Genomic DNA, 17,945 nt, shown 5'->3' with positions numbered 1-17,945 from the left:
TCTTATAATTATGAAAAGATGGATCCTTGTCTTGCTACTCACCAGTATCGCCTTCTATGGCTGTGGTTGCGCAGCAACAACGCCCGCACCTGCACCTAAAGAAAATCTTCATACAAAATCACAGACGAATACAACCGAAAATGACATCACAGTTGAACCAACCAAAGAACCCATACCGGTCCATTCCGCTCCTCCACTACCTGAAAAACCTTTTATGCCGACCCGGCTTTCCATTCCCGTTATAGAAGTCGCTGCAGAAATTGAACCGGTGTCTGTTTTACCAAGCGGGCAAATGGGCGTGCCAGAATCAACTGATCTGGTTGGGATTTCTTATCCAGGCGTCCTTCCGGGATCAAAGGGCAATGTGGTATTGGATGGACATGTGGACAGCTATACCGGTCCTGCCGTTTTTTTTAAATTAAAAAAATTAAAGCCAGGCGATAGCATTATTGTCTCAAACAACACACACAGGCTTACTTACACAGTCGAATCTGTTGAGATTTACCCCACCGAACAGGCCCCATTAGAACGAATATTCGGGGATACCGCGGAACACCGGTTAACCCTTATCACCTGTACAGGGAAATATAGCAGAAAGAAAAAAGAACATGAGAAAAGGCTGGTCGTTTTCACGAAGCAGAAAGGTGAGTTATGATTGTGCTTAAAAAAACCAGGATCCTGTCCCTCATCCTTATTCTTCTGACCTCCTTTTCTTTGCCCTCTGCTATGGTGAATGCAGAGGAAAGCAAAGAAAATCAAGAGGTAGATGCCGCATTAAAGCAAATCTTCGCAGATCGCGCACAGACGCTGACCGACCAGCAAACGGAACGGTTAAAGGACGTTTATCTGACACAACAGACATTAAGCAAAAATGCCTACCATAACGAGAGCAACCGAACCGCTTATATTAACGCATGGGCCGCGAAAAGGTCCGTTAAGCTGGTCAAAGCCAATAGTAGCATTCGAATCATACGCCGGAATGTAAACGGAGATACGGCCAAGGTGTCCCTGGTGCAATCACTCAAGCTCAGTTATGTGTATTTAAATGAAGTGATTCCGCCACAGTCCTTTGGCATCGGCACACGACATTTTATGACCCTGAAGAAAATCAATGGAAGCTGGAAAATCGCCCGCGAATGGTATTTGGACCCGCTGGACGAGAATCCAGATACGATTGCCGACAGTCCAGACGGGTTGGCCCCTTCTGTAAAACCTGCGTCAGCCGCATCGGGTAAAAGTCGCTATAATCGTTCTCGTGCCGTAGCTTACGCGGATAAATATGCAGGAACCGCATGGGGGGCCGGCAATCATCATCGGTATAACCGCAAATATCTCGACTATACAGGTAAAGGCGGCGATTGCACTAACTTTGCCTCTCAGGCGGTTGGTGATCCTGAGGAAGGCGGAGGATTGCCGATGAAGTTGGGCTGGCGATATTTCTATCAGACCGGGGGGACGCAAACTTGGGTGCAGACTGATGCCTTCCGCAACTTCCTGCTACGCTCCGGCTATGGCACTATGGTCGCCAAGGGTACCTATAAGGAAATAGTAGCCCCTTCCAGAAAACATGCTCATGGTGCCATCTCCCAGCTGCAAGCCGGTGATCTGATCGGCTATATTCTGAAGCATAATGATACGGATCATTTTTCAGTTATCACAGGCTTTGATGAATATGGGTATCCCCTGGTCAACTCTCATACGGCAGACCGTTACCGTGTTCCTTTCGACCTTGGATGGGACAAGTACACCAAATATGAGCTGATCCATATCAGAGATTAAGCTTGTCAGCATAACGCCATTTCAATGTCATACAATTAAAGATCACGACATTGAATACGTTACGCTGGAGGTAGCGCTGTGCCCCATCTATTCAAGCAATCTGCCATCCGGGCGGCTGCCATGGTTGCGGTCAAGCTGTTCGGGCTGGCGGGACGAATCATCCTCACCAGAATTGCTGGCGCGGAAGGAATCGGGCTGTATCAGATTGCCTACTCCTTCTACGGCTTTATATTGATGCTGGCCGGAGGGCTGCCCACCGCGCTCGCTCTGGAAACCGCCAGAAAACCCGCACAGGGCTGGCAGTTTCTAAAGATTGTTGCTGTGCTTCTGATGTTTGGAGGCGGAGCCGCTAGTCTGGTCGTTTTCCGGTACTCGCCATCCCTCTCCACTTTGCTTGGTAATCCCGGTCTGGAGCATGCGCTGCACAGCCTGGCCCCTGCCCTGTTTGCTGCTCCATTGCTCGGATTACTGCGAGGTTATTTGCAGGGACTGGGACGTATTAGCATCATTGCTTTATCAGAAGTCACTGAGCAAGCTGTTCGCGTAACCTGCATGGTGCTAATCACAGCACAGCTCCTGCCGCTCGGCATGAACCAGGCTGTGGGTGGAGGATTATACGGCACCTTTCTTGGTGCATTTGTCTCTTTTTCCCTGTTAACCATATACCTTTCATTGGACACCCATTCGCCGCGCCCGCAGGGCCGCTCCAAAGTATTGCCAGTTACGATATTCTTTAAAACTTCGCTCGTCATCTCCATGACGCGTATGTTCATCCCGGCTTCGGAATTTATTGACGCTTTGCTAGTTCCCAGCCGTCTGCTCGCAGCAGGCCACAGCACTTCCGAAGCAACCGCCATGTACGGCGTTATTTACGGGATGGCCGCTATTGTCGTTTATGCCCCTACGCTCGTAACAGGAGCACTCAGCCATACGCTATCGGTCCGTATCGCAGCTGAATGGCAGCAGGGCACTTTGGAAAAATTCAATCATCTGGCAAGCCTGGCCTTGAAGATTTCCTGGTTGTGGGGAATCGCCTCCGGGCTGTTTCTGTTTGTTCATGCTGACATGCTTTCCATCCTCATCTTTAATACGACGGCAGCGACTGCACCGATCAAATACCTGGCCTCTATCCCGCTTCTGGTAGGCTTCCGCGAACTGACCACCAGCATTCTCTGGGCACAAGATGTCAAGAAGGCTCCCTTCTGGGGTCTGCTTTCAGGACTGGCCTGCTCCACTTTTACGCAATATATGCTCGTAGGCATTCCCGGTTTTGGGTATGCCGGAGCGGCAATAGCCATTGTATCCATGGAGCTGGTGTCTTCGCTCTGGAACCTGAAAGCTCTACATATTCATAAGCGGAAGCTTCACGGGATCCTGCTTTTGATGCTCTGTGACATCGGAATTCTACTCCTGGCTGCGGCGGGGGCTTCACGCTGTCGGCAGCTGTTGCAAGGTCTATTTTCCGAACTATGGATCTTTATGCTGGAGAGCATCTTATTCTTTCTCGTTGCGGGTTTATATTTTTATCTGCGCTGTTTTTACGGCGGCAAGTTCAGAAGGTCCTGATCCAGCACAGTTTTTCCCATCTCGCCCTCCCTCTGCATATTTCCTCCTGCCAAAGGTGCATTCTATATAACTGAACCTAAGAAAAAAAGGGGGGGCATCCATGAAAAGAGCGTATAGGGTCATTTCGGCTGCATTAGCCCTGCTGCTCTGCTGTACGCCATATACACTGGCCAGCCCGATAGTCAAGAACCGCTACTATTTTGAGAAACGGGGCGACATGATCTGGGAGGTACATACCAGTCAAAAGGTGATTGCCCTCACCTTCGATGACGGTCCGGATCCAGCGGAAACCGAGCTAATTCTGGATTTGCTGCAGCAGTACAATGCCAAGAGTACATTTTTTGCAATTGGAAAACGGATTGCTGCTTATCCCGATATCGCCCGGCGGGTGGTTGCCGAGGGTCATGAACTGGCTAACCATACTTATAATCACGTGTATTTCAAGCGGCCTATTTCCGAAAAGCAAGTGCACGAGGAACTGGATCTAACGGAGAAAGAAATTATCAAGGTCTCGGGCAAGCGAAGCAACCTGTTCCGTCCGCCTGGAGGAATGTACGATGAGACTCTGATTAATGTGTCCAATCAAATGGGGCTGAAGCCCATCCTCTGGTCCTGGCATCAGGATACCCGTGACTGGAACAGACCGGGGGTCTATGCCATCTCGAACAAGGTGATTCGGAATGCCCACAACGGCGATATTGTGCTTTTTCACGACCACGTACATGGAAAATCGCAGACAAGACAGGCGCTGAAGATCATTCTGCCAGAGTTGGAAAAGCAGGGGTACCGGTTCGTCACCGTCTCCGAATTAATCAAGCTCTCCGACACACAGCGGGCAGGCAAGCAGCAGGTCGGACGAAACCCCTGATAGATAATAAAAATCTTCTACTATATAGGAAGCTCAATTTGAAGTATAAAATAGCCCTTTCGGTAATGCGCACCGAAAGGGCTTGCTTCATAGTTTATTTTTTCATTCTGGGGTCCAGCACATCACGCAGACCGTCACCTATAAGGTTGAAGCCCAGCACGGTCAGCATAATGGACAGACCCGGGAAGATGACTGTCCACGGCGCTTTCTGAATAAACTGCCGAGAGTCGGATAGTATCTTCCCCCACTCCGGATCAGGTGGTTGGGCTCCTAGACCCAGAAAGCCAAGTGCGGCAGCTTCAATAATCGCATGTGCGATACCGAGGGTACCCTGCACGATAATCGGTGTAAGACTGTTCGGCAAGATATGGGTGATCAGAATGCGACTATCCTTCATGCCTATCGCCCGAGCTGCGGTGATATACTCTTCCGTTCTCAGACTGAGCACTTTGGCTCTCACTAACCTCCCATAGGTTGGGATGTTGACGATGGCAATGGCATATAACGCATTTTGCAAGGAAGGGCCCAGAATCGCCACAATGGCAATAGCGAGCAGGATGCTCGGAAACGCCAGCAGAATATCAAACATACGGGAAATCAACATATCGATCCATTTTCCGTAAAAACCTGCGAGCACCCCCAGGATCGTTCCGGCAATCATGGAGCCGATGACGGAAAAAAAACCAACCCATAAGGAAATCCGCGCTCCATAGATCAATCGGCTGAACAGATCCCGGCCGAGATCGTCGGTACCAAGCCAATGTTGGGCCGAAGGTGGCTTCAGACGGTTCACCAGTTCCTGCTCCTTGTAGTCATAGGGCGCAATCCACGGCGCCAAGAGCGCAATCATTACGAAGAATAGGATGATCCCCAGTCCCAGCATCGCCGTCTTGTTCTTACGGAAGGCCCGCCACGCATCGCGCCAGGGGCCGGATGCCTCCTTAGCGGGAACATTACTGGGAGACGTTGCATGGATTGTTGGCTGTGACATAGATTCACCCTCACTTGTAATTAATGCGCGGATCAATAACGGCGTATAGCAGATCGACCAGCAGATTAATGATTACGAAAATAAAAGCAATCACCAGAATCCCCGTCTGGATGACAGGATAGTCGCGTGAACTGATGGCTTCAAAGATGTAGCGCCCTACACCCGGCCAGGCAAAAATGGTCTCGGTGAGCACCGCACCGCCCAGCAGTGCGCCTGTCTGCAAGCCGATTACGGTCAGTACAGGAATAAGCGCATTCTTCAGTGCATGCTTGTACACGACCAGAAACTGCGACATGCCTTTCGCCTTGGCTGTGCGGATATAATCGGAATTCATAACCTCAAGCATGCTGGAACGGGTCATCCGGGCAATAATTGCCATCGGAATCGTTCCGAGTGCCATACTAGGCAGAATCAAATGCTTGATGACGGTCCATAGCTGGTCCCAGCGTCCTGCCAGGATCGTATCGATCACATAGAGATTGGTGATGCTCTCCACCGGATTACGCTGGTCCATCCGCCCAATCGAGGGAAGCCATTGGAGCTTCAGGGCAAATATTAATTGTTCCATGAGCCCTAGCCAGAAGATCGGCATGGAGACCCCGATGAGCGCAATAATCATGGCGCTGTAATCAAACCACGAGTTCTGTCGCCAGGCACTAAGGATACCTGCATTCACGCCCACCAGGGTAGCAAACAGCATGCTGGCTACCGTTAATTCCAGCGTTGCCGCCAGATAGGGCAGAATCTCCTTCGCAATCGGCATTTTGGTGCGGATCGAGGTACCGAAATCTCCCTTCACCAAATCTCCCATGTAATTCAAATACTGCTGAAACCAGGGCTTATCGAGACCGAGTTGATCACGCAGCGCCTGCTTGGACTGTTCCGTAGCCTTCTGGCCGAGAATCGTCTCGGCCGGATCACCGGGAATAGCATGAATAATAGAGAATACGATAATCGTCATGCCAATCAATACTGGAATTAAAACCATGACTCTTTTTAATAGGTAGGCATTCAAAGTCGGCTCACCTTCCAAAGGTGTAATGGTACTCTAACGACGGTTAAAACCATGCACAGATTTAATACAGCTATTCGAAGTACACTTCGCTGTAATATTCCGTGCCTGTCGGACCCGGTACAAATCCCTTCAGATTAGCCTTGCCGGCCAGAAGCGGTGTCGTGTGCACCAATGGAACCCACGGAGCATCGGCTTTGATTATTTCCTGTGCCTTCTGATATAAGTCGGAGCGCTTGCCCTGATCCGTTTCCTTCTGAGCGCCAACTAGCAGGGTATGCAGCTCTTCATTGACATAGAAGGTCCGGTTATTGCTTGGAATGGCGTCTTTATCGAGCAGAGTGTAGATAAAATTATCCGGATCGCCGTTGTCTCCGGTCCAGCCAAGCATATAGATGTCGTCTTTCTCGCCCGCCTTAGTATCATCCAGATACGTAGCCCATTCTGGTGATTCAATCACAGTTTTCACACCAATCTTCTCCCAATCCGCCTGAATGGCTTCTGCTACCTTCTTGCCATCAGGCATATAAGGACGAGGCACAGGCATAGCGTAGAAGGTTACAGGGTCAGGCAGACCATTCGGATACCCCGCTTCTGCAAGCAGTGACTTCGCTTTGTCCAGATCAAATTCATAATCCTTCACGCTGTCATTGTAGCCCCACAGTGAAGGCGGCATCGGGTTCACGGCCGGCTTGGCCTGGCCAGAGAAGAAAGCATCGATAATAGCTTGTTTGTTCACCGCATGATTCAGCGCTTGTCTAACTTTTACATTGTCAAACGGCTTCTTCTTGAAGTTAAAGCCTAGATAAGAAACATTAAACGGCGGACGCTCAATTTTTTGCAGATTACTGTTGCTCTCCAGCGTAGACAGATCATCTGGACTTAAGTCTTCCATCAGATCAATCTCGCCGTTTTGCAAGGCCGTGAACCGGGCCGAATTGTCCGGTATGGACCGCACAATGACTTTGTTCAGCTTCGGCAGTCCCGATTTCCAGTAGCCGGCATTCTTCTCCAAGGTGATGGAATCATTGCGTTTCCATTCCTTGAAAACAAATGGCCCCGTGCCGACCGGCTCATTCTTGAAGTTCGCCTTCTTCTCCTTGATCGCTGTAGGGCTGGCAATCCCAAAGGAGGTCATCGCGATGTTCTGCAAGAAAGGCGCCTGCGGCTGGTTCAGAATAATTTGCACCGTGCCGTCATCTACTGCCTTAACTTCTTTAATGACACGGCTGCCTTCTGGACCGAACATAGAATCATAATAATCGAACGAGTCGCCCTCGAATTTGAATTCACTCTTCGGATCATTCCAGCGTTCGAAGTTAAACACGACAGCTTCGGCGTTAAGATCGGTGCCGTCATGGAACTTCACCCCGGGGTGCAGCTTGAATGTATAGGTCAAGCCGTCCTGAGTCACTTCCCAGCTGTCAGCGAGGGAAGCCTGAACTTCGGAAGTACCCGGCTTATATTCCAGCAAAGAGTCGAATACTTGATGGGAGATCTTCAGGGACTCGCCATCAGTGACAATCGCCGGATCGAGCGAAGCAGAATCTCCACCTCGTCCCAGAACTAACGTATCCTGAACCTCTTTGGGCTTGTCCGTGGCCTCAACCGGAGCATTGGTTGCTGCTGCGTTGCCTCCAGTATTGCCGTCCTTACCCGCATTGTTGCTACCTCCGCAGCCGCTCAGCGTGAATGCCAGACTAAGCGTTAAAACCAGTACAAGACTACCCCATTTCTTCATCTCATCGAAAACTCCCTTCTGCTATTGAAAGTATTAAAGTGTTTATATAGAGCTGTGCCAAAGCGCAGCCATAAACCGGTATCTATGCTTTCTAAGCTGTCGGATTAAGCGAGCTGTGAGTGGATTGTTCCGTCATACAAGTGACAAGCGGTGAAATGGGCAGAGTCCGTCTCCAGCAGCGGTGGTCTTTCCTTGCGGCATACCTCCATCGCCTGTGGACAACGGGTATGAAAAGAGCAGCCAACCGGCGCATTAGCCGGGCTTGGCACCTCCCCCTGGAGAATGATTCGCTGCTTGCGGATATCAGGATCAGGTTCGGGAACAGCAGATAACAAAGCCTTGGTGTAGGGGTGCTGAGGGTGGGCGTATAACGAGTGTTTGTCCGTGATTTCAATGATTCTACCCAGATACATAACGGCAACCCGGTCGCAGATATGCTTGACGACACTAAGGTCATGGGCAATAAAAAGATATGTCAATCCAAATTCATGTTGTAAATCCTGCATGAGATTAATGACCTGAGACTGTATGGATACATCCAGCGCAGAGACCGGCTCATCGGCCACAATCAGCTTGGGCTGAAGCGCAAGCGCCCGGGCAATACCAATCCGCTGTCGTTGCCCGCCAGAGAACTGATGCGGATACCGTTGCAATTGACTTTTCGCCAGTCCCACCACATCAGCGAGCTTGTCCACGGCGGCACGGCGTTCCCTGGCATTGCCGGTACGGTGCACAATCATGGGCTCCTCTAGAATCCGCTCTACGGTGTGCCGGGGATCAAGTGAGGAGAACGGGTCTTGGAACACCATCTGCATCTCGCGGCGCTGCTTGCGCAGTTCTCCAGCAGAGAGCTTTGTAATGTCCCGGCCTTCAAAAAGAATCTCCCCCGCCGTCGGCTCCATGAGCCGCAGCAGCGACCGGCCTGCGGTCGATTTGCCGCAGCCGCTTTCTCCTACGAGTCCGAAAGTCTCTCCTCTGCGGATGGAGAAGGAAATATCATCGACCGCCTTCACGTACCCCGCTGTAGAATTTAGAAATCCTTTTTGCACCGGATAGTATTTCTTCAGTCCTTTGACTTCCAGCAGATTTCCGCTCATACCGCATCCTCCTGACTTCTTTCATGCAGCCAACAGCGGCAGCTGTGCTGTTCTTCCTGCTGAGTGAGCTGCGGAAGCGACTGGTGACATATCTCCATGGCCTCCGGGCATCGCGGTGCGAACCGGCAGCCCTGCATCTCTGTACTGAGTACAGGCACATTGCCCGGAATGGAGTATAGGCGCTCGCGGGTCTCGTCCATTCTCGGTACGGATTGAATCAAGCCACGTGTATAAGGATGCAACGGGCGTTTAAAAATATCATGCACACTGCCCTCCTCCACTACTTTGCCTGCATACATAACGGCCACACGATGGCACATCTCCGCAACTACACCCAAATCATGGGTGATCATCATGACAGCCGTTCCCTGCTCTTCATTCAGCCTGCGAATCAAGTCCAGGATCTGGGCTTGGATTGTCACATCAAGTGCAGTGGTTGGTTCGTCGGCAATCAGCAGCTCCGGATTGCAGGAGATTGACATTGCGATCATCACTCTTTGGCGCATACCGCCCGACAGTTGATGGGGATATTCGTCAATAATGGACTCTGGTCTTGGAATGCCAACATTGCGCAGCATATCAACGGCGTGATCCCGCGCTTGTCTTTTCGACATCCCCCGGTGCAGACGTACAATCTCAATGATTTGCTGCCCGACAGTAAATAGTGGATTAAGCGAGGTCATCGGCTCCTGAAAAATCATCGAAACCGCATCTCCGCGAATCTTGCGCATCTCCTTTTCCTTGAGCGTTACAAGATCCTGGCCTTTCAGAAAGATCCGGCCTTCTATAATCCGGCCAGGGGGACTGGGAACCAGCCTCAACACGGACAGCGAGGTTACACTTTTGCCACAGCCTGATTCTCCAACTACACCCAGCACCTCGCCAGGATTAATGTAAAGATCAACGCCATCAACAGCCGGAATTTCTCCGCGATCCGTAAAAAAATGGGTATGCAAATTCTCAATTTTTAAAATGGGTTCAGACAAAGAATGATACCTCTCTTCTGTTTAAAAATTGAACAAAGGTCAAATAAGGGTGAACAAAATAAAAGAGAATCGGGAAGTTTAAGTAACCTGAAGTTAACATTTCGTGGAAGAATAAGGTCTTATGAAGTAATTATATCTAATTAATGTATAACATTACTATATAAACCCAAGGTATACAAGAAAAATTTGTTATATAAAATTACCCTATAAGGTTAGTCAGAATAGATCTTATGCAAAAAAAAGACTGCGCTATTTATACAGCGACAGCCCTTTCTCTAATTGATGCCGCATGACTTCACGGTAATATGAAGGTTCCACAATCTCTGCTTCCTCTTCAAAACTGAGAATCCAGCGGACGAACGTGTATTCCTGATCCACCGACACTTTAAAATGATAACAGCGGTTGTCTCGATCTACCTTGGCGGGCTTTACCAGCAACCCCTCTTCCCTAATCCGCTCCATGGACCATTCAGAAAATTTAATTTTAAATTCCACCTGCAGGCTATCCTTGTCCAGGGCCCATTTATGTTTCATAAAAGCCTGCAGATCAAAATTGTCTTTGGAAAATCCGTATTTGAGGGGTTTCACATTAGAGAGACCGTTCGTATGAAAGGTACGCATGACCCCAAATTGCTGACAATAACCAATTAAGTAAAATCGATTTTCCAGCAATATAATATAATAGGGATCAATAGCGATCCCCTTTTCTTCGTGCGCATTCTCGCTATAATCGGCCTGGATGCTTTTCTGCTTCAGCATGGCGACGAACAGCTCGATCAAAAAAGCAGGCTGCTCTGGCTGCAAGCCGCTCCTTTCCATCCAAGTGTTCCCCACCTCTCTTCCCACGATCTCCATCTTCTCTTCTTTTTCAGCTCTATGCTTATATTCAGCCGCCATCACTTTCTCATAGGCACTCTCAAAGCCCGAAGGTAATAGCGGTTTAATGTCATCCATAAGGTTGCGAAGCTGGGCAAATGCCATCGCTTCTTCGTCTGACCAGTCCAAGGGGTACAGCGCAAAATTACCGATAAAGGCATATCCTTTCCCATGACCCAAATGAGTGATCGGAATATGCATGGCACTGAGGGCATCCATATCCCGGTAAATCGTCCTTTCACTGTTGCCGCATCGTTCGGCTAGCTCCCGGGCCAGAATGCCCGGTTTGGCCTGAACCAGCGTAATAATGCGCATCAGCCGGATTAATCGGTCTGTCATATTCAGTTCTCCTTGATTCATGGTAAAATAGACCCATTATTTTTGAATTAATTAGTCGTATATATCTAAAAACCAAGGAAGTAATAACCGAGATTAGGAAAATATAATAGAACTATTTTACTATTTTACCGCAATTATATATCACATTCCCGGTTTTCCGTTCGTGAAAACTTAATAAGTAAAACTATTTATGTATAGATCATTTTGCGTATATATGCATCATCTATGTTCTGTTCCGGCATTTTCCCCCTGCGTCTGCAGCTCTCTGTCACTCTGTTTGTACAACGCTTCCGCTTCCCTGAGCAGAGACAAATCACCGGATCTTGCGGCCAACAGCAGCAAATTATCGGCATGACGGCGAAGGTGCTCTGCAGCCTCGATGTACTGTCCCTTGTCCTTTAGAAGCGCGATTTCTTCAAGCATGTTGGGGATTTTCAACAATTCCAGATGCTTCTCTACATGAAAGCAGACGGTGTCTCTGGCAACAGCTGTATGACGACTATATTCCAGGCTTAATTTCTGCAAGGGCAGTTCGCGTATTCGTCCTCCTGGCGGCTGTTTGTAAAGCCACTGCACCCATAAAGCATCATGCTTACCGGCAGGCATAGGGCTGGTTGAAAATTCCAGAGCCAGATACTTGTGCTGTCCGCAAAGAATATTTCCCAGGTTTAGCAGCAGTGAACGTCCTTCTCCTGCTTCTGCCCTGCAGCCATGGCATGCGGTGAGGTTCAGGTGGGGTTCAAGCCATATTCGCAGTTCGATGTCACGTGCGGCTATTTTATGGCTTCGTTTACGAAGTTGATCTTCTTTTACAATACCTCTCCATTCCACCAGCAAAACAATATTACGGGTCCCACCTGCAAAAATATGTTCTTGACTCCAAGTAAATATCGGCTGAATACTTGCTTGCATATTTCCACCTCTTTCTTTTTTTGGTTCTTCTATTAATGTACCAATAATGGCGGACAACTCCTTGTCATGGAATATATGTTCGGGTTATAAAATCGACAAAAAAAGAGCCAACTCCGTCAAATAGACCAGGTTGCCCCTTAAAAGTGAAATTTCAAATGTCGATATATGTAGAAAAATATTCATCCCTACCGCTAGCCTTTTCTTCCTGTACGCATCCGCTGGGCTTTAAAGAAAAACTCCAAGGCCCACTTCGCGCACAGCAGGGAGAACAGAAAGAACAGCGCCGCCCAGAAAATCGACGGAACTCCCGTTAACCTTGCCAGGTTGCCAGCATCACCAGCACGGGACGGTGAAGTCACCGATGCGGTCACCAGATAAAGAGTCCCAGTCACGGACTCCTCCAGAGTAAGGAACGCCAGCAGCAGATAGTAATACTTGCTGACTTTGTCCCAGAAGAATAGCATAACGATGTTCAAGGCGATAAATCCGCCCAGCCACAGCATGCCGAAGCTGCTCCGGACATACAACAGCAGCATAATTAACGCTACACCGGTAGCCAAGCCCAGACCGAAGCGTATCTTTCCTTTTCCATAGAGAAAAAACAGCAACAGCGCAAACAAAGACGCCAGCGGATATCCCGCCAATGCCACTCCAATCGCCCGGCCTCCCGCCTGGATTGCAGAATAGGTTACTCCACTATGATCAGCATACAACTCAATGCGTAGCACCTTGCCCGATAAGAGCAGCGTGACCAGCGCATGGCCGAATTCGTGAATCATCGTGTCCAGGTTACGGAACAGAGACGAGAACGGAATGAACCGTGTCAAGAAAGCCGATCCGGCCAAGATTAGCAGTGTTTTCACCCATTTATTCATCATGCACCTCCTCTTCCCGTCCACAGTATACGATAAACCCCTGCTGTTCTCAATGAAGGATGCTCAGCCAGGAAACGCTTGTCTTCTCTATACGTATTATCGTTTAAAATGTCTGCCGCTCCCTGCTGTAAACTGTCGAACACTGTAATGCTATGGTAAAATAAAAGAATAATAAGCCTATTCAGGTGGTGATGCAATAATGAGAAAAAAGATAACACACCAAGGATTTAGACTGTTATGCTCAGCTCTGCTGCTGCTCGGAATTCTCATATCTCTTCCGGCTCCTTCAGCACAGGCTAATTATTTCAGCGATCTATATAATGGATTCCAGAAGTTCTCCGAGCTTCCCGGAGAGGTCAATAAGTTGCAGGAAAGCTACCGTCAGACGGTGGAAGAGCTAGAACGAACCAAGAACGAGCTCGGCGAAGCTAAGGATCAGCTGGGGGCAACCGTATCACAGAATGCCGCCCTCCAGGAGCAGAACCGTCAGCTAAGCCAAATGGTCAATGAGTTAAGGGATGACCGCCAGGCGCGCGACAACAACTTTAATCGAATTAAGGTTACTATTATTACAGGACTGTGCCTGATCCTGGGCTATTTCCTGCTAATTCGGATGGTTCGCCTAGGGATGCGGAGCCGCTCCAGAAGAAGTGACCGCCTCAGGTAAAGCAGGAATGAAGAGTATGTGAATAATGATACAGAAGCAAGGGGGAAGACCCTATGAATATTGATGTCCAGGATGAAGGCAATAACACCAGCGGACAAGCCCTGTCCTTCTCCGTCGGTGAGAATGAAACGGTACATGTGCTACATCCACAGCAGATCATAGCTTATCAAGGGCCCTCGTCAGGCCGGGCGGACCGGCTAATGGATGTGAAGGGGATTTACCGCAAGCGCAAGTTGATCCGTTCCGATATGTCCGGACCCTGCCGCTTCGTAGCGGCACTGCCCCCGGGCTACCGCGTTAAGACGCTCGAACTGGAAGGTAATAATGATCTCCTCTACGATTTCAGACACCTCTTCTATTACAGCGAAGGCATAACTATGCAGACACGTGTGCTCAGCATGAAGAATATGTTTATCACACGCGACATCGTTAAGATCAAATTCTCTGGCATAGGAAGCATCGGCATTCTAACGGAAGGCACAGTATGTGAAGCCGAGCTGCATCCTTATGACCCTCTGTATGTAGACGCAGGCAGCATTATCGCTTACCCTGAAAATGCCAAGCTGGAGCTTACCGTGTACGGTAATCATCTCGCCAGCCAGCATATGAGCTACCACTGGAAAATGACTGGTCATGGACCCGTGCTATTTCAGGCTGGAGTCCAAAACCGGCGTTTTGAACGCGACAACAACGATGACGGGATTATTAAACGCTTCTTACGGGAAGCCTTGCCGTTCGGCGGCGTCTTCATTAAGTAGCCTGGAAGTTGGGGCTATTCATATGCAATTGTGCAGAGCCGGCCATAGTCTCTTAGACGATATGGGTCACATCACCCGCCTTGGAATCCAACTGCTGCGCAGAGGACAGTATGTTACTGAATTCATTCATGGCAACTTCAATCTGCTGTTGGCTCAAGCTCACGTAATGCTGCACCTCCGTCGTCCCTTTGGAGATCTTCGTTATTTCCCGCGCAATTCCCTCAACACTGTCTCTGATCTCAATGATGGACTCATGGGCCATATTCGACAGTTTCCTCACTTCCTTGGCGACTACATCGAAGCCCCGGCCATATTCTCCGGCATGTGCAGCTTCAATAGCGGCATTCAGTGACAGCAACTGGGTCTGGGAGGCGATGTCACGAATCGTCTGCACCACTCTCTGTATGGATTGTGCTTGTGACCGTAAACCTGCCAGTGTTGATGTATTATTGGAGGATACGCCAGCAATCACAGAGATACTGTCCAGCAGTTCCTGGCTGCGTTCAATCCCCTGCTCGGCCCGAGTATTCAGGCTGCTGGACATCTGCTTCAGCTCTTCCACAACAGTGGAGATATGATTTTGACGGTTCGTAATATTAGTCGCAATCTTGCATACTCCCAGCATGTGTTCGCCAGCATCATCATAGATTGGCATGTACGTAGCCTCCAGCCAAATAGGATGACCTTTGGCATCTCTACGTTCAATCTTGTCCTGAAAGCTTGTACCACCAATGATGCTATCCCAGAATTGTTCATACTCCGGACTGTCCGTGAACTCAGGAAAGCACAATTCCCGGTGCAGCATCCCTTGCATTTCTGCTGGTGTATACCCCATGGTCTTGGCGAATAATTCATTTACATACGTCACCCGGCGCTGCAGATCGAAGCGGATCATCGCCAGATTACGATCCAGCGCCTTGATTATATTTGCTTCATTAATTGAATCCTTAAGTTGTTCAATGCTCATTTTTAATCTCTTCCTCCATACCTCAAATCCAAATGATTTGTTAGCCTCTGTGCTGCTCTATTAATTCAGCCCCTGCCCGGCTCGGGACAAAAAACTGCTGCTCCACATCGATAGCGGATAAAGGACGGCTGTAAAAATACCCCTGAACTTCATTGCAATCCTGTTCGGCCAGGATGTCCAGTTGTGCTCTGGTTTCAATTCCTTCCGCAATAACGTCCATATTTAACTGTCTGGCCATCGTAATGATCGTGGAGACAATCGCTTTGTCATTTGAATTCACGGCCAAATCCTGAATGAAGGAACGGTCGATCTTCACCTTATGAATCGGGAACATTTTAAGATAGCTAAATGAACTGTAGCCTGTGCCAAAATCATCCAGACTGATCCGAATGCCATGTTCGGTCAACTGATTCAGAATATCGAAGGATAGCTTCGCGTCCATCATCATGCTCTCCGTAATCTCAAGTTCCAGATATTGCGGGGAAAGTCCTGTCTCTGACAGTATTTGCTTGATCTGTTCTACCAAATTGGGCTGATGAAACTGCTGGGAGGACAGGTTTACCGCTACTGGAACTAAGGGCCCGCCAGCTTGGTGCCATTCATGCATTTGGCGACAGGCTTCATACAGCACCTGATTCCCCAGCTCCATAATCAGCCCTGTCTCTTCTGCCAGTGAAATGAATACATCAGGCGACAATAATCCGCGTACGGGATGATTCCACCTCACCAATGCCTCAACGCCGACCATGTGGACATCACCTGTCCGAATCTGCGGCTGGTAGTACAGTACAAGTTCCTTACGCTCCAGCGCTTTTCTCAGATCGGCTTCGAGCTCCATTCGTTCCTGGAGAACAGCGTACAACTCCACGGAATAAAATTGATGGCCGTTTTTCCCATTCTTCTTGACTTCATACATCGCCGTATCAGCATTCTTCAACAGCTGTACGACATCTTGACCATGCTCCGGGAAGAGCGCGATCCCAATGCTAGCCGTGACGTAAAATTCATTATCCTTCAGGTAGTACGGTTGTCCAATCTCCTGAATGATCTTATCCGCCAAAACTGCGGAGTTCTCCACGTCGGTATCTGGATAAAACAATACTGCGAACTCGTCTCCTCCCATGCGCGCCAGCATCGCCTGATCACTATTTACAATTCGCAGAATCCGGCTGCTGACTTCCTGTAAGAAAAGATCCCCATAGATATGCCCCAGTGAATCATTGATTATCTTGAACCGGTCGATATCCATAACCATCACGGCGAAGGGCTTCTGATCCTGACTTCGGACTTCTATCATTTCCGATATGGTCTGATTGAACTTGCGCCGGTTAGGCAGACCCGTCAATTCATCATGAAATGCGAGATAAAGATGTTTCTCCTCAGCCCGCTTCTCTTCAGTAATATCGCGCAGGATAATGTAGCTCCCCACTACCTGCTCATCTACAATGACAGGCGCCAGTACGACACTGACATGAATTCTGTCGTGACTACCATGCCTGAGCACAGTCTCGTAACGCACTGCTTCACCATCAATCGTTCGCAGGAAGAGCTCCCGGATACGCTCCTGTTCTTCTTCGACGACCAAAGTCAGGAGCGACGATGCGGGCTTGTGCCTGAATTCCTTCTCACGAACGCCGGTTATCCGCGCAGCTGCAGGATTGATACCGATAATCTTTCGGTGCAGGTCAATGGAGACGATGCCGTCCTGATTATGCTCATAAAGCGACCTGTACCACTTCTCATTCTCCTGCTTCTCTAGCGCCTGTTTGGAAAAGAGCCTGGAGATGTAGAGCCCGATCAGCGACAAGCCCAGCGTAAACAAAGTGCCGGCAGCAATGATATAACCTAATTTTGTCTGGTCCAGGATCTGACTGAGGGGCGATAACATTCGATCCGCAGACGCCTCTGTCTCAAAATGGGCTGCCAGCATCCCGGTATAATGCATACCAGCAATTGCCGCCCCCATGATCAAAGCACTGCCGAACTTCTTTATAAAACTACTCCGTCTACCCTGCTGGACAAAATAAAGGGAAAGCCATAACGCAGTAATGGATGCCACAAACGCAACCAATATAGACAACGCCACATAGCCGATGTTATACGAGATATTGACTTGCATGGCATACATGCCGATGTAATGCATGGCTGAAATCCCGAATGCGAATAACGAGGCTCCCCCGAGCAATTGGCCCATAGACAGCTTTTGCCTCCCCAGAATTAACAAAGCCACGAAGGATGCTACAACTCCCACTGCTACCGAGAGAAGTACAACCGACAGGTCATAATAGACAGGAAACGGCAGGGTCATGGACATCATTCCAACAAAATGCATGGACCAAATCCCCATCCCCATAACAATGGAGCCGAAAAAGTGCCATAGCCAGCGCCTTCTTCCCTTGGTGTTGTTAATCCCCTCCGCCAAATCCAAGACATTAAATGAAGCGGCAACGGCAATCAGATAAGAAATGGTCACCAGCATGTAATCGTGCGAACTGTGAATATGATTCATCG

At 49.1% G+C, this 17,945-nt stretch carries 16 protein-coding genes; 6 read left to right on the top strand and 10 right to left on the bottom strand.

The annotated features are described in order from the left end of the window. The first annotated feature begins 31 nt into the window (after positions 1-31). The 4 genes from HPT30_RS24435 (at position 32) to HPT30_RS24420 (ending at position 4,213) form a co-directional block, all read left to right on the top strand. Positions 32-655: a class F sortase gene (locus HPT30_RS24435; protein WP_175373914.1), complete on the top strand. Its 624-nt coding sequence runs from the start codon at positions 32-34 to the stop codon at positions 653-655. Next, positions 652-1,779: an amidase domain-containing protein gene (locus HPT30_RS24430; RefSeq protein ID WP_175373913.1), complete on the top strand. Its 1,128-nt coding sequence runs from the start codon at positions 652-654 to the stop codon at positions 1,777-1,779. Before HPT30_RS24435 ends, HPT30_RS24430 begins: the two co-directional genes overlap by 4 nt. A 78-nt stretch (positions 1,780-1,857) precedes the next feature. Then, complete coding sequence (locus HPT30_RS30730) at positions 1,858-3,345, top strand: oligosaccharide flippase family protein (protein WP_312876367.1); 1,488 nt, start codon at positions 1,858-1,860, stop codon at positions 3,343-3,345. A 100-nt stretch (positions 3,346-3,445) separates the two neighbouring features. Beyond that, positions 3,446-4,213, top strand: coding sequence for a polysaccharide deacetylase family protein (locus HPT30_RS24420; protein WP_175373912.1), 768 nt, complete (start codon positions 3,446-3,448; stop codon positions 4,211-4,213). A gap of 94 nt (positions 4,214-4,307) precedes the next feature. Here the strand turns inward: HPT30_RS24420 and nikC are convergent, their stop codons facing one another. From nikC to HPT30_RS24380, 8 genes are all read right to left on the bottom strand, one after another. Continuing rightward, positions 4,308-5,204 carry a nickel transporter permease gene (gene nikC / locus HPT30_RS24415; protein ID WP_175373911.1) on the bottom strand — a complete coding sequence of 299 codons (897 nt, stop codon included), beginning with the start codon at positions 5,202-5,204 and terminating at the stop codon, positions 4,308-4,310. Positions 5,205-5,214: 10 nt separating this feature from the next. After that, complete coding sequence (locus tag HPT30_RS24410; protein ID WP_175373910.1) at positions 5,215-6,219, bottom strand: ABC transporter permease; 1,005 nt, start codon at positions 6,217-6,219, stop codon at positions 5,215-5,217. A gap of 70 nt (positions 6,220-6,289) precedes the next feature. Further along, positions 6,290-7,957 carry an ABC transporter substrate-binding protein gene (locus tag HPT30_RS24405; protein WP_175373909.1) on the bottom strand — a complete coding sequence of 556 codons (1,668 nt, stop codon included), beginning with the start codon at positions 7,955-7,957 and terminating at the stop codon, positions 6,290-6,292. A 104-nt stretch (positions 7,958-8,061) separates the two neighbouring features. Beyond that, positions 8,062-9,054, bottom strand: a complete 993-nt coding sequence (locus HPT30_RS24400) for an ABC transporter ATP-binding protein (RefSeq protein ID WP_175373908.1) — start codon at positions 9,052-9,054, stop codon at positions 8,062-8,064. After that, positions 9,051-10,040 carry an ABC transporter ATP-binding protein gene (locus HPT30_RS24395; protein ID WP_175373907.1) on the bottom strand — a complete coding sequence of 330 codons (990 nt, stop codon included), beginning with the start codon at positions 10,038-10,040 and terminating at the stop codon, positions 9,051-9,053. Before HPT30_RS24395 ends, HPT30_RS24400 begins: the two co-directional genes overlap by 4 nt. Positions 10,041-10,289: 249 nt before the next feature. Next, entirely contained in the window at positions 10,290-11,255 is a 966-nt protein-coding gene (locus HPT30_RS24390) for a helix-turn-helix transcriptional regulator (RefSeq protein WP_175373906.1), read from the bottom strand. Positions 11,256-11,474: 219 nt separating this feature from the next. Next, positions 11,475-12,167: a hypothetical protein gene (locus tag HPT30_RS24385; RefSeq protein WP_175373905.1), complete on the bottom strand. Its 693-nt coding sequence runs from the start codon at positions 12,165-12,167 to the stop codon at positions 11,475-11,477. Positions 12,168-12,358: 191 nt separating this feature from the next. Next, positions 12,359-13,042: a M50 family metallopeptidase gene (locus HPT30_RS24380; RefSeq protein WP_175374048.1), complete on the bottom strand. Its 684-nt coding sequence runs from the start codon at positions 13,040-13,042 to the stop codon at positions 12,359-12,361. A gap of 199 nt (positions 13,043-13,241) precedes the next feature. Here HPT30_RS24380 and HPT30_RS24375 point away from each other — a divergent pair, with 199 nt between their 5' ends. Together HPT30_RS24375 and HPT30_RS24370 are read left to right on the top strand one after the other, a co-directional pair. Beyond that, on the top strand, positions 13,242-13,709 hold the full coding sequence (locus HPT30_RS24375) for a hypothetical protein (RefSeq protein WP_175373904.1): 468 nt from the start codon (positions 13,242-13,244) through the stop codon (positions 13,707-13,709). A gap of 53 nt (positions 13,710-13,762) precedes the next feature. Then, positions 13,763-14,467 carry an AIM24 family protein gene (locus HPT30_RS24370; protein ID WP_175373903.1) on the top strand — a complete coding sequence of 235 codons (705 nt, stop codon included), beginning with the start codon at positions 13,763-13,765 and terminating at the stop codon, positions 14,465-14,467. 52 nt (positions 14,468-14,519) lie between these two features. Here HPT30_RS24370 and HPT30_RS24365 read toward each other — a convergent pair whose 3' ends face one another. Both HPT30_RS24365 and HPT30_RS24360 read right to left on the bottom strand, forming a co-directional pair. Then, on the bottom strand, positions 14,520-15,434 hold the full coding sequence (locus tag HPT30_RS24365) for a methyl-accepting chemotaxis protein (protein WP_175373902.1): 915 nt from the start codon (positions 15,432-15,434) through the stop codon (positions 14,520-14,522). A gap of 40 nt (positions 15,435-15,474) precedes the next feature. Continuing rightward, positions 15,475-17,943, bottom strand: a complete 2,469-nt coding sequence (locus HPT30_RS24360) for an EAL domain-containing protein (RefSeq protein WP_175373901.1) — start codon at positions 17,941-17,943, stop codon at positions 15,475-15,477. Positions 17,944-17,945 lie beyond the last annotated feature (2 nt).

It is taken from the genome of Paenibacillus agri, assembly GCF_013359945.1.
GTDB classification, from domain to species: Bacteria; Bacillota; Bacilli; order Paenibacillales; family Paenibacillaceae; genus Paenibacillus_AQ; species Paenibacillus_AQ agri.
The sequence above is the reverse complement of the archived record's forward strand: the minus strand, read 5'-3'. Positions and strand labels throughout refer to the sequence as shown.

What these genes read in the sequence shown, in the direction of transcription:
- HPT30_RS24405 (WP_175373909.1), bottom strand. Translation starts at nt 7,957, where the DNA reads ATGAAGAAATGGGGTAGTCTTGTACTGGTTTTAACGCTTAGTCTGGCA.
- HPT30_RS24430 (WP_175373913.1), top strand. Translation starts at nt 652, where the DNA reads ATGATTGTGCTTAAAAAAACCAGGATCCTGTCCCTCATCCTTATTCTT.
- HPT30_RS24360 (WP_175373901.1), bottom strand. Translation starts at nt 17,943, where the DNA reads ATGAATCATATTCACAGTTCGCACGATTACATGCTGGTGACCATTTCT.
- HPT30_RS24365 (WP_175373902.1), bottom strand. Translation starts at nt 15,434, where the DNA reads ATGAGCATTGAACAACTTAAGGATTCAATTAATGAAGCAAATATAATC.
- HPT30_RS24420 (WP_175373912.1), top strand. Translation starts at nt 3,446, where the DNA reads ATGAAAAGAGCGTATAGGGTCATTTCGGCTGCATTAGCCCTGCTGCTC.
- HPT30_RS24400 (WP_175373908.1), bottom strand. Translation starts at nt 9,054, where the DNA reads ATGAGCGGAAATCTGCTGGAAGTCAAAGGACTGAAGAAATACTATCCG.
- HPT30_RS24380 (WP_175374048.1), bottom strand. Translation starts at nt 13,042, where the DNA reads ATGAATAAATGGGTGAAAACACTGCTAATCTTGGCCGGATCGGCTTTC.
- HPT30_RS24390 (WP_175373906.1), bottom strand. Translation starts at nt 11,255, where the DNA reads ATGACAGACCGATTAATCCGGCTGATGCGCATTATTACGCTGGTTCAG.
- HPT30_RS24385 (WP_175373905.1), bottom strand. Translation starts at nt 12,167, where the DNA reads ATGCAAGCAAGTATTCAGCCGATATTTACTTGGAGTCAAGAACATATT.
- nikC (WP_175373911.1), bottom strand. Translation starts at nt 5,204, where the DNA reads ATGTCACAGCCAACAATCCATGCAACGTCTCCCAGTAATGTTCCCGCT.
- HPT30_RS24375 (WP_175373904.1), top strand. Translation starts at nt 13,242, where the DNA reads ATGAGAAAAAAGATAACACACCAAGGATTTAGACTGTTATGCTCAGCT.
- HPT30_RS24370 (WP_175373903.1), top strand. Translation starts at nt 13,763, where the DNA reads ATGAATATTGATGTCCAGGATGAAGGCAATAACACCAGCGGACAAGCC.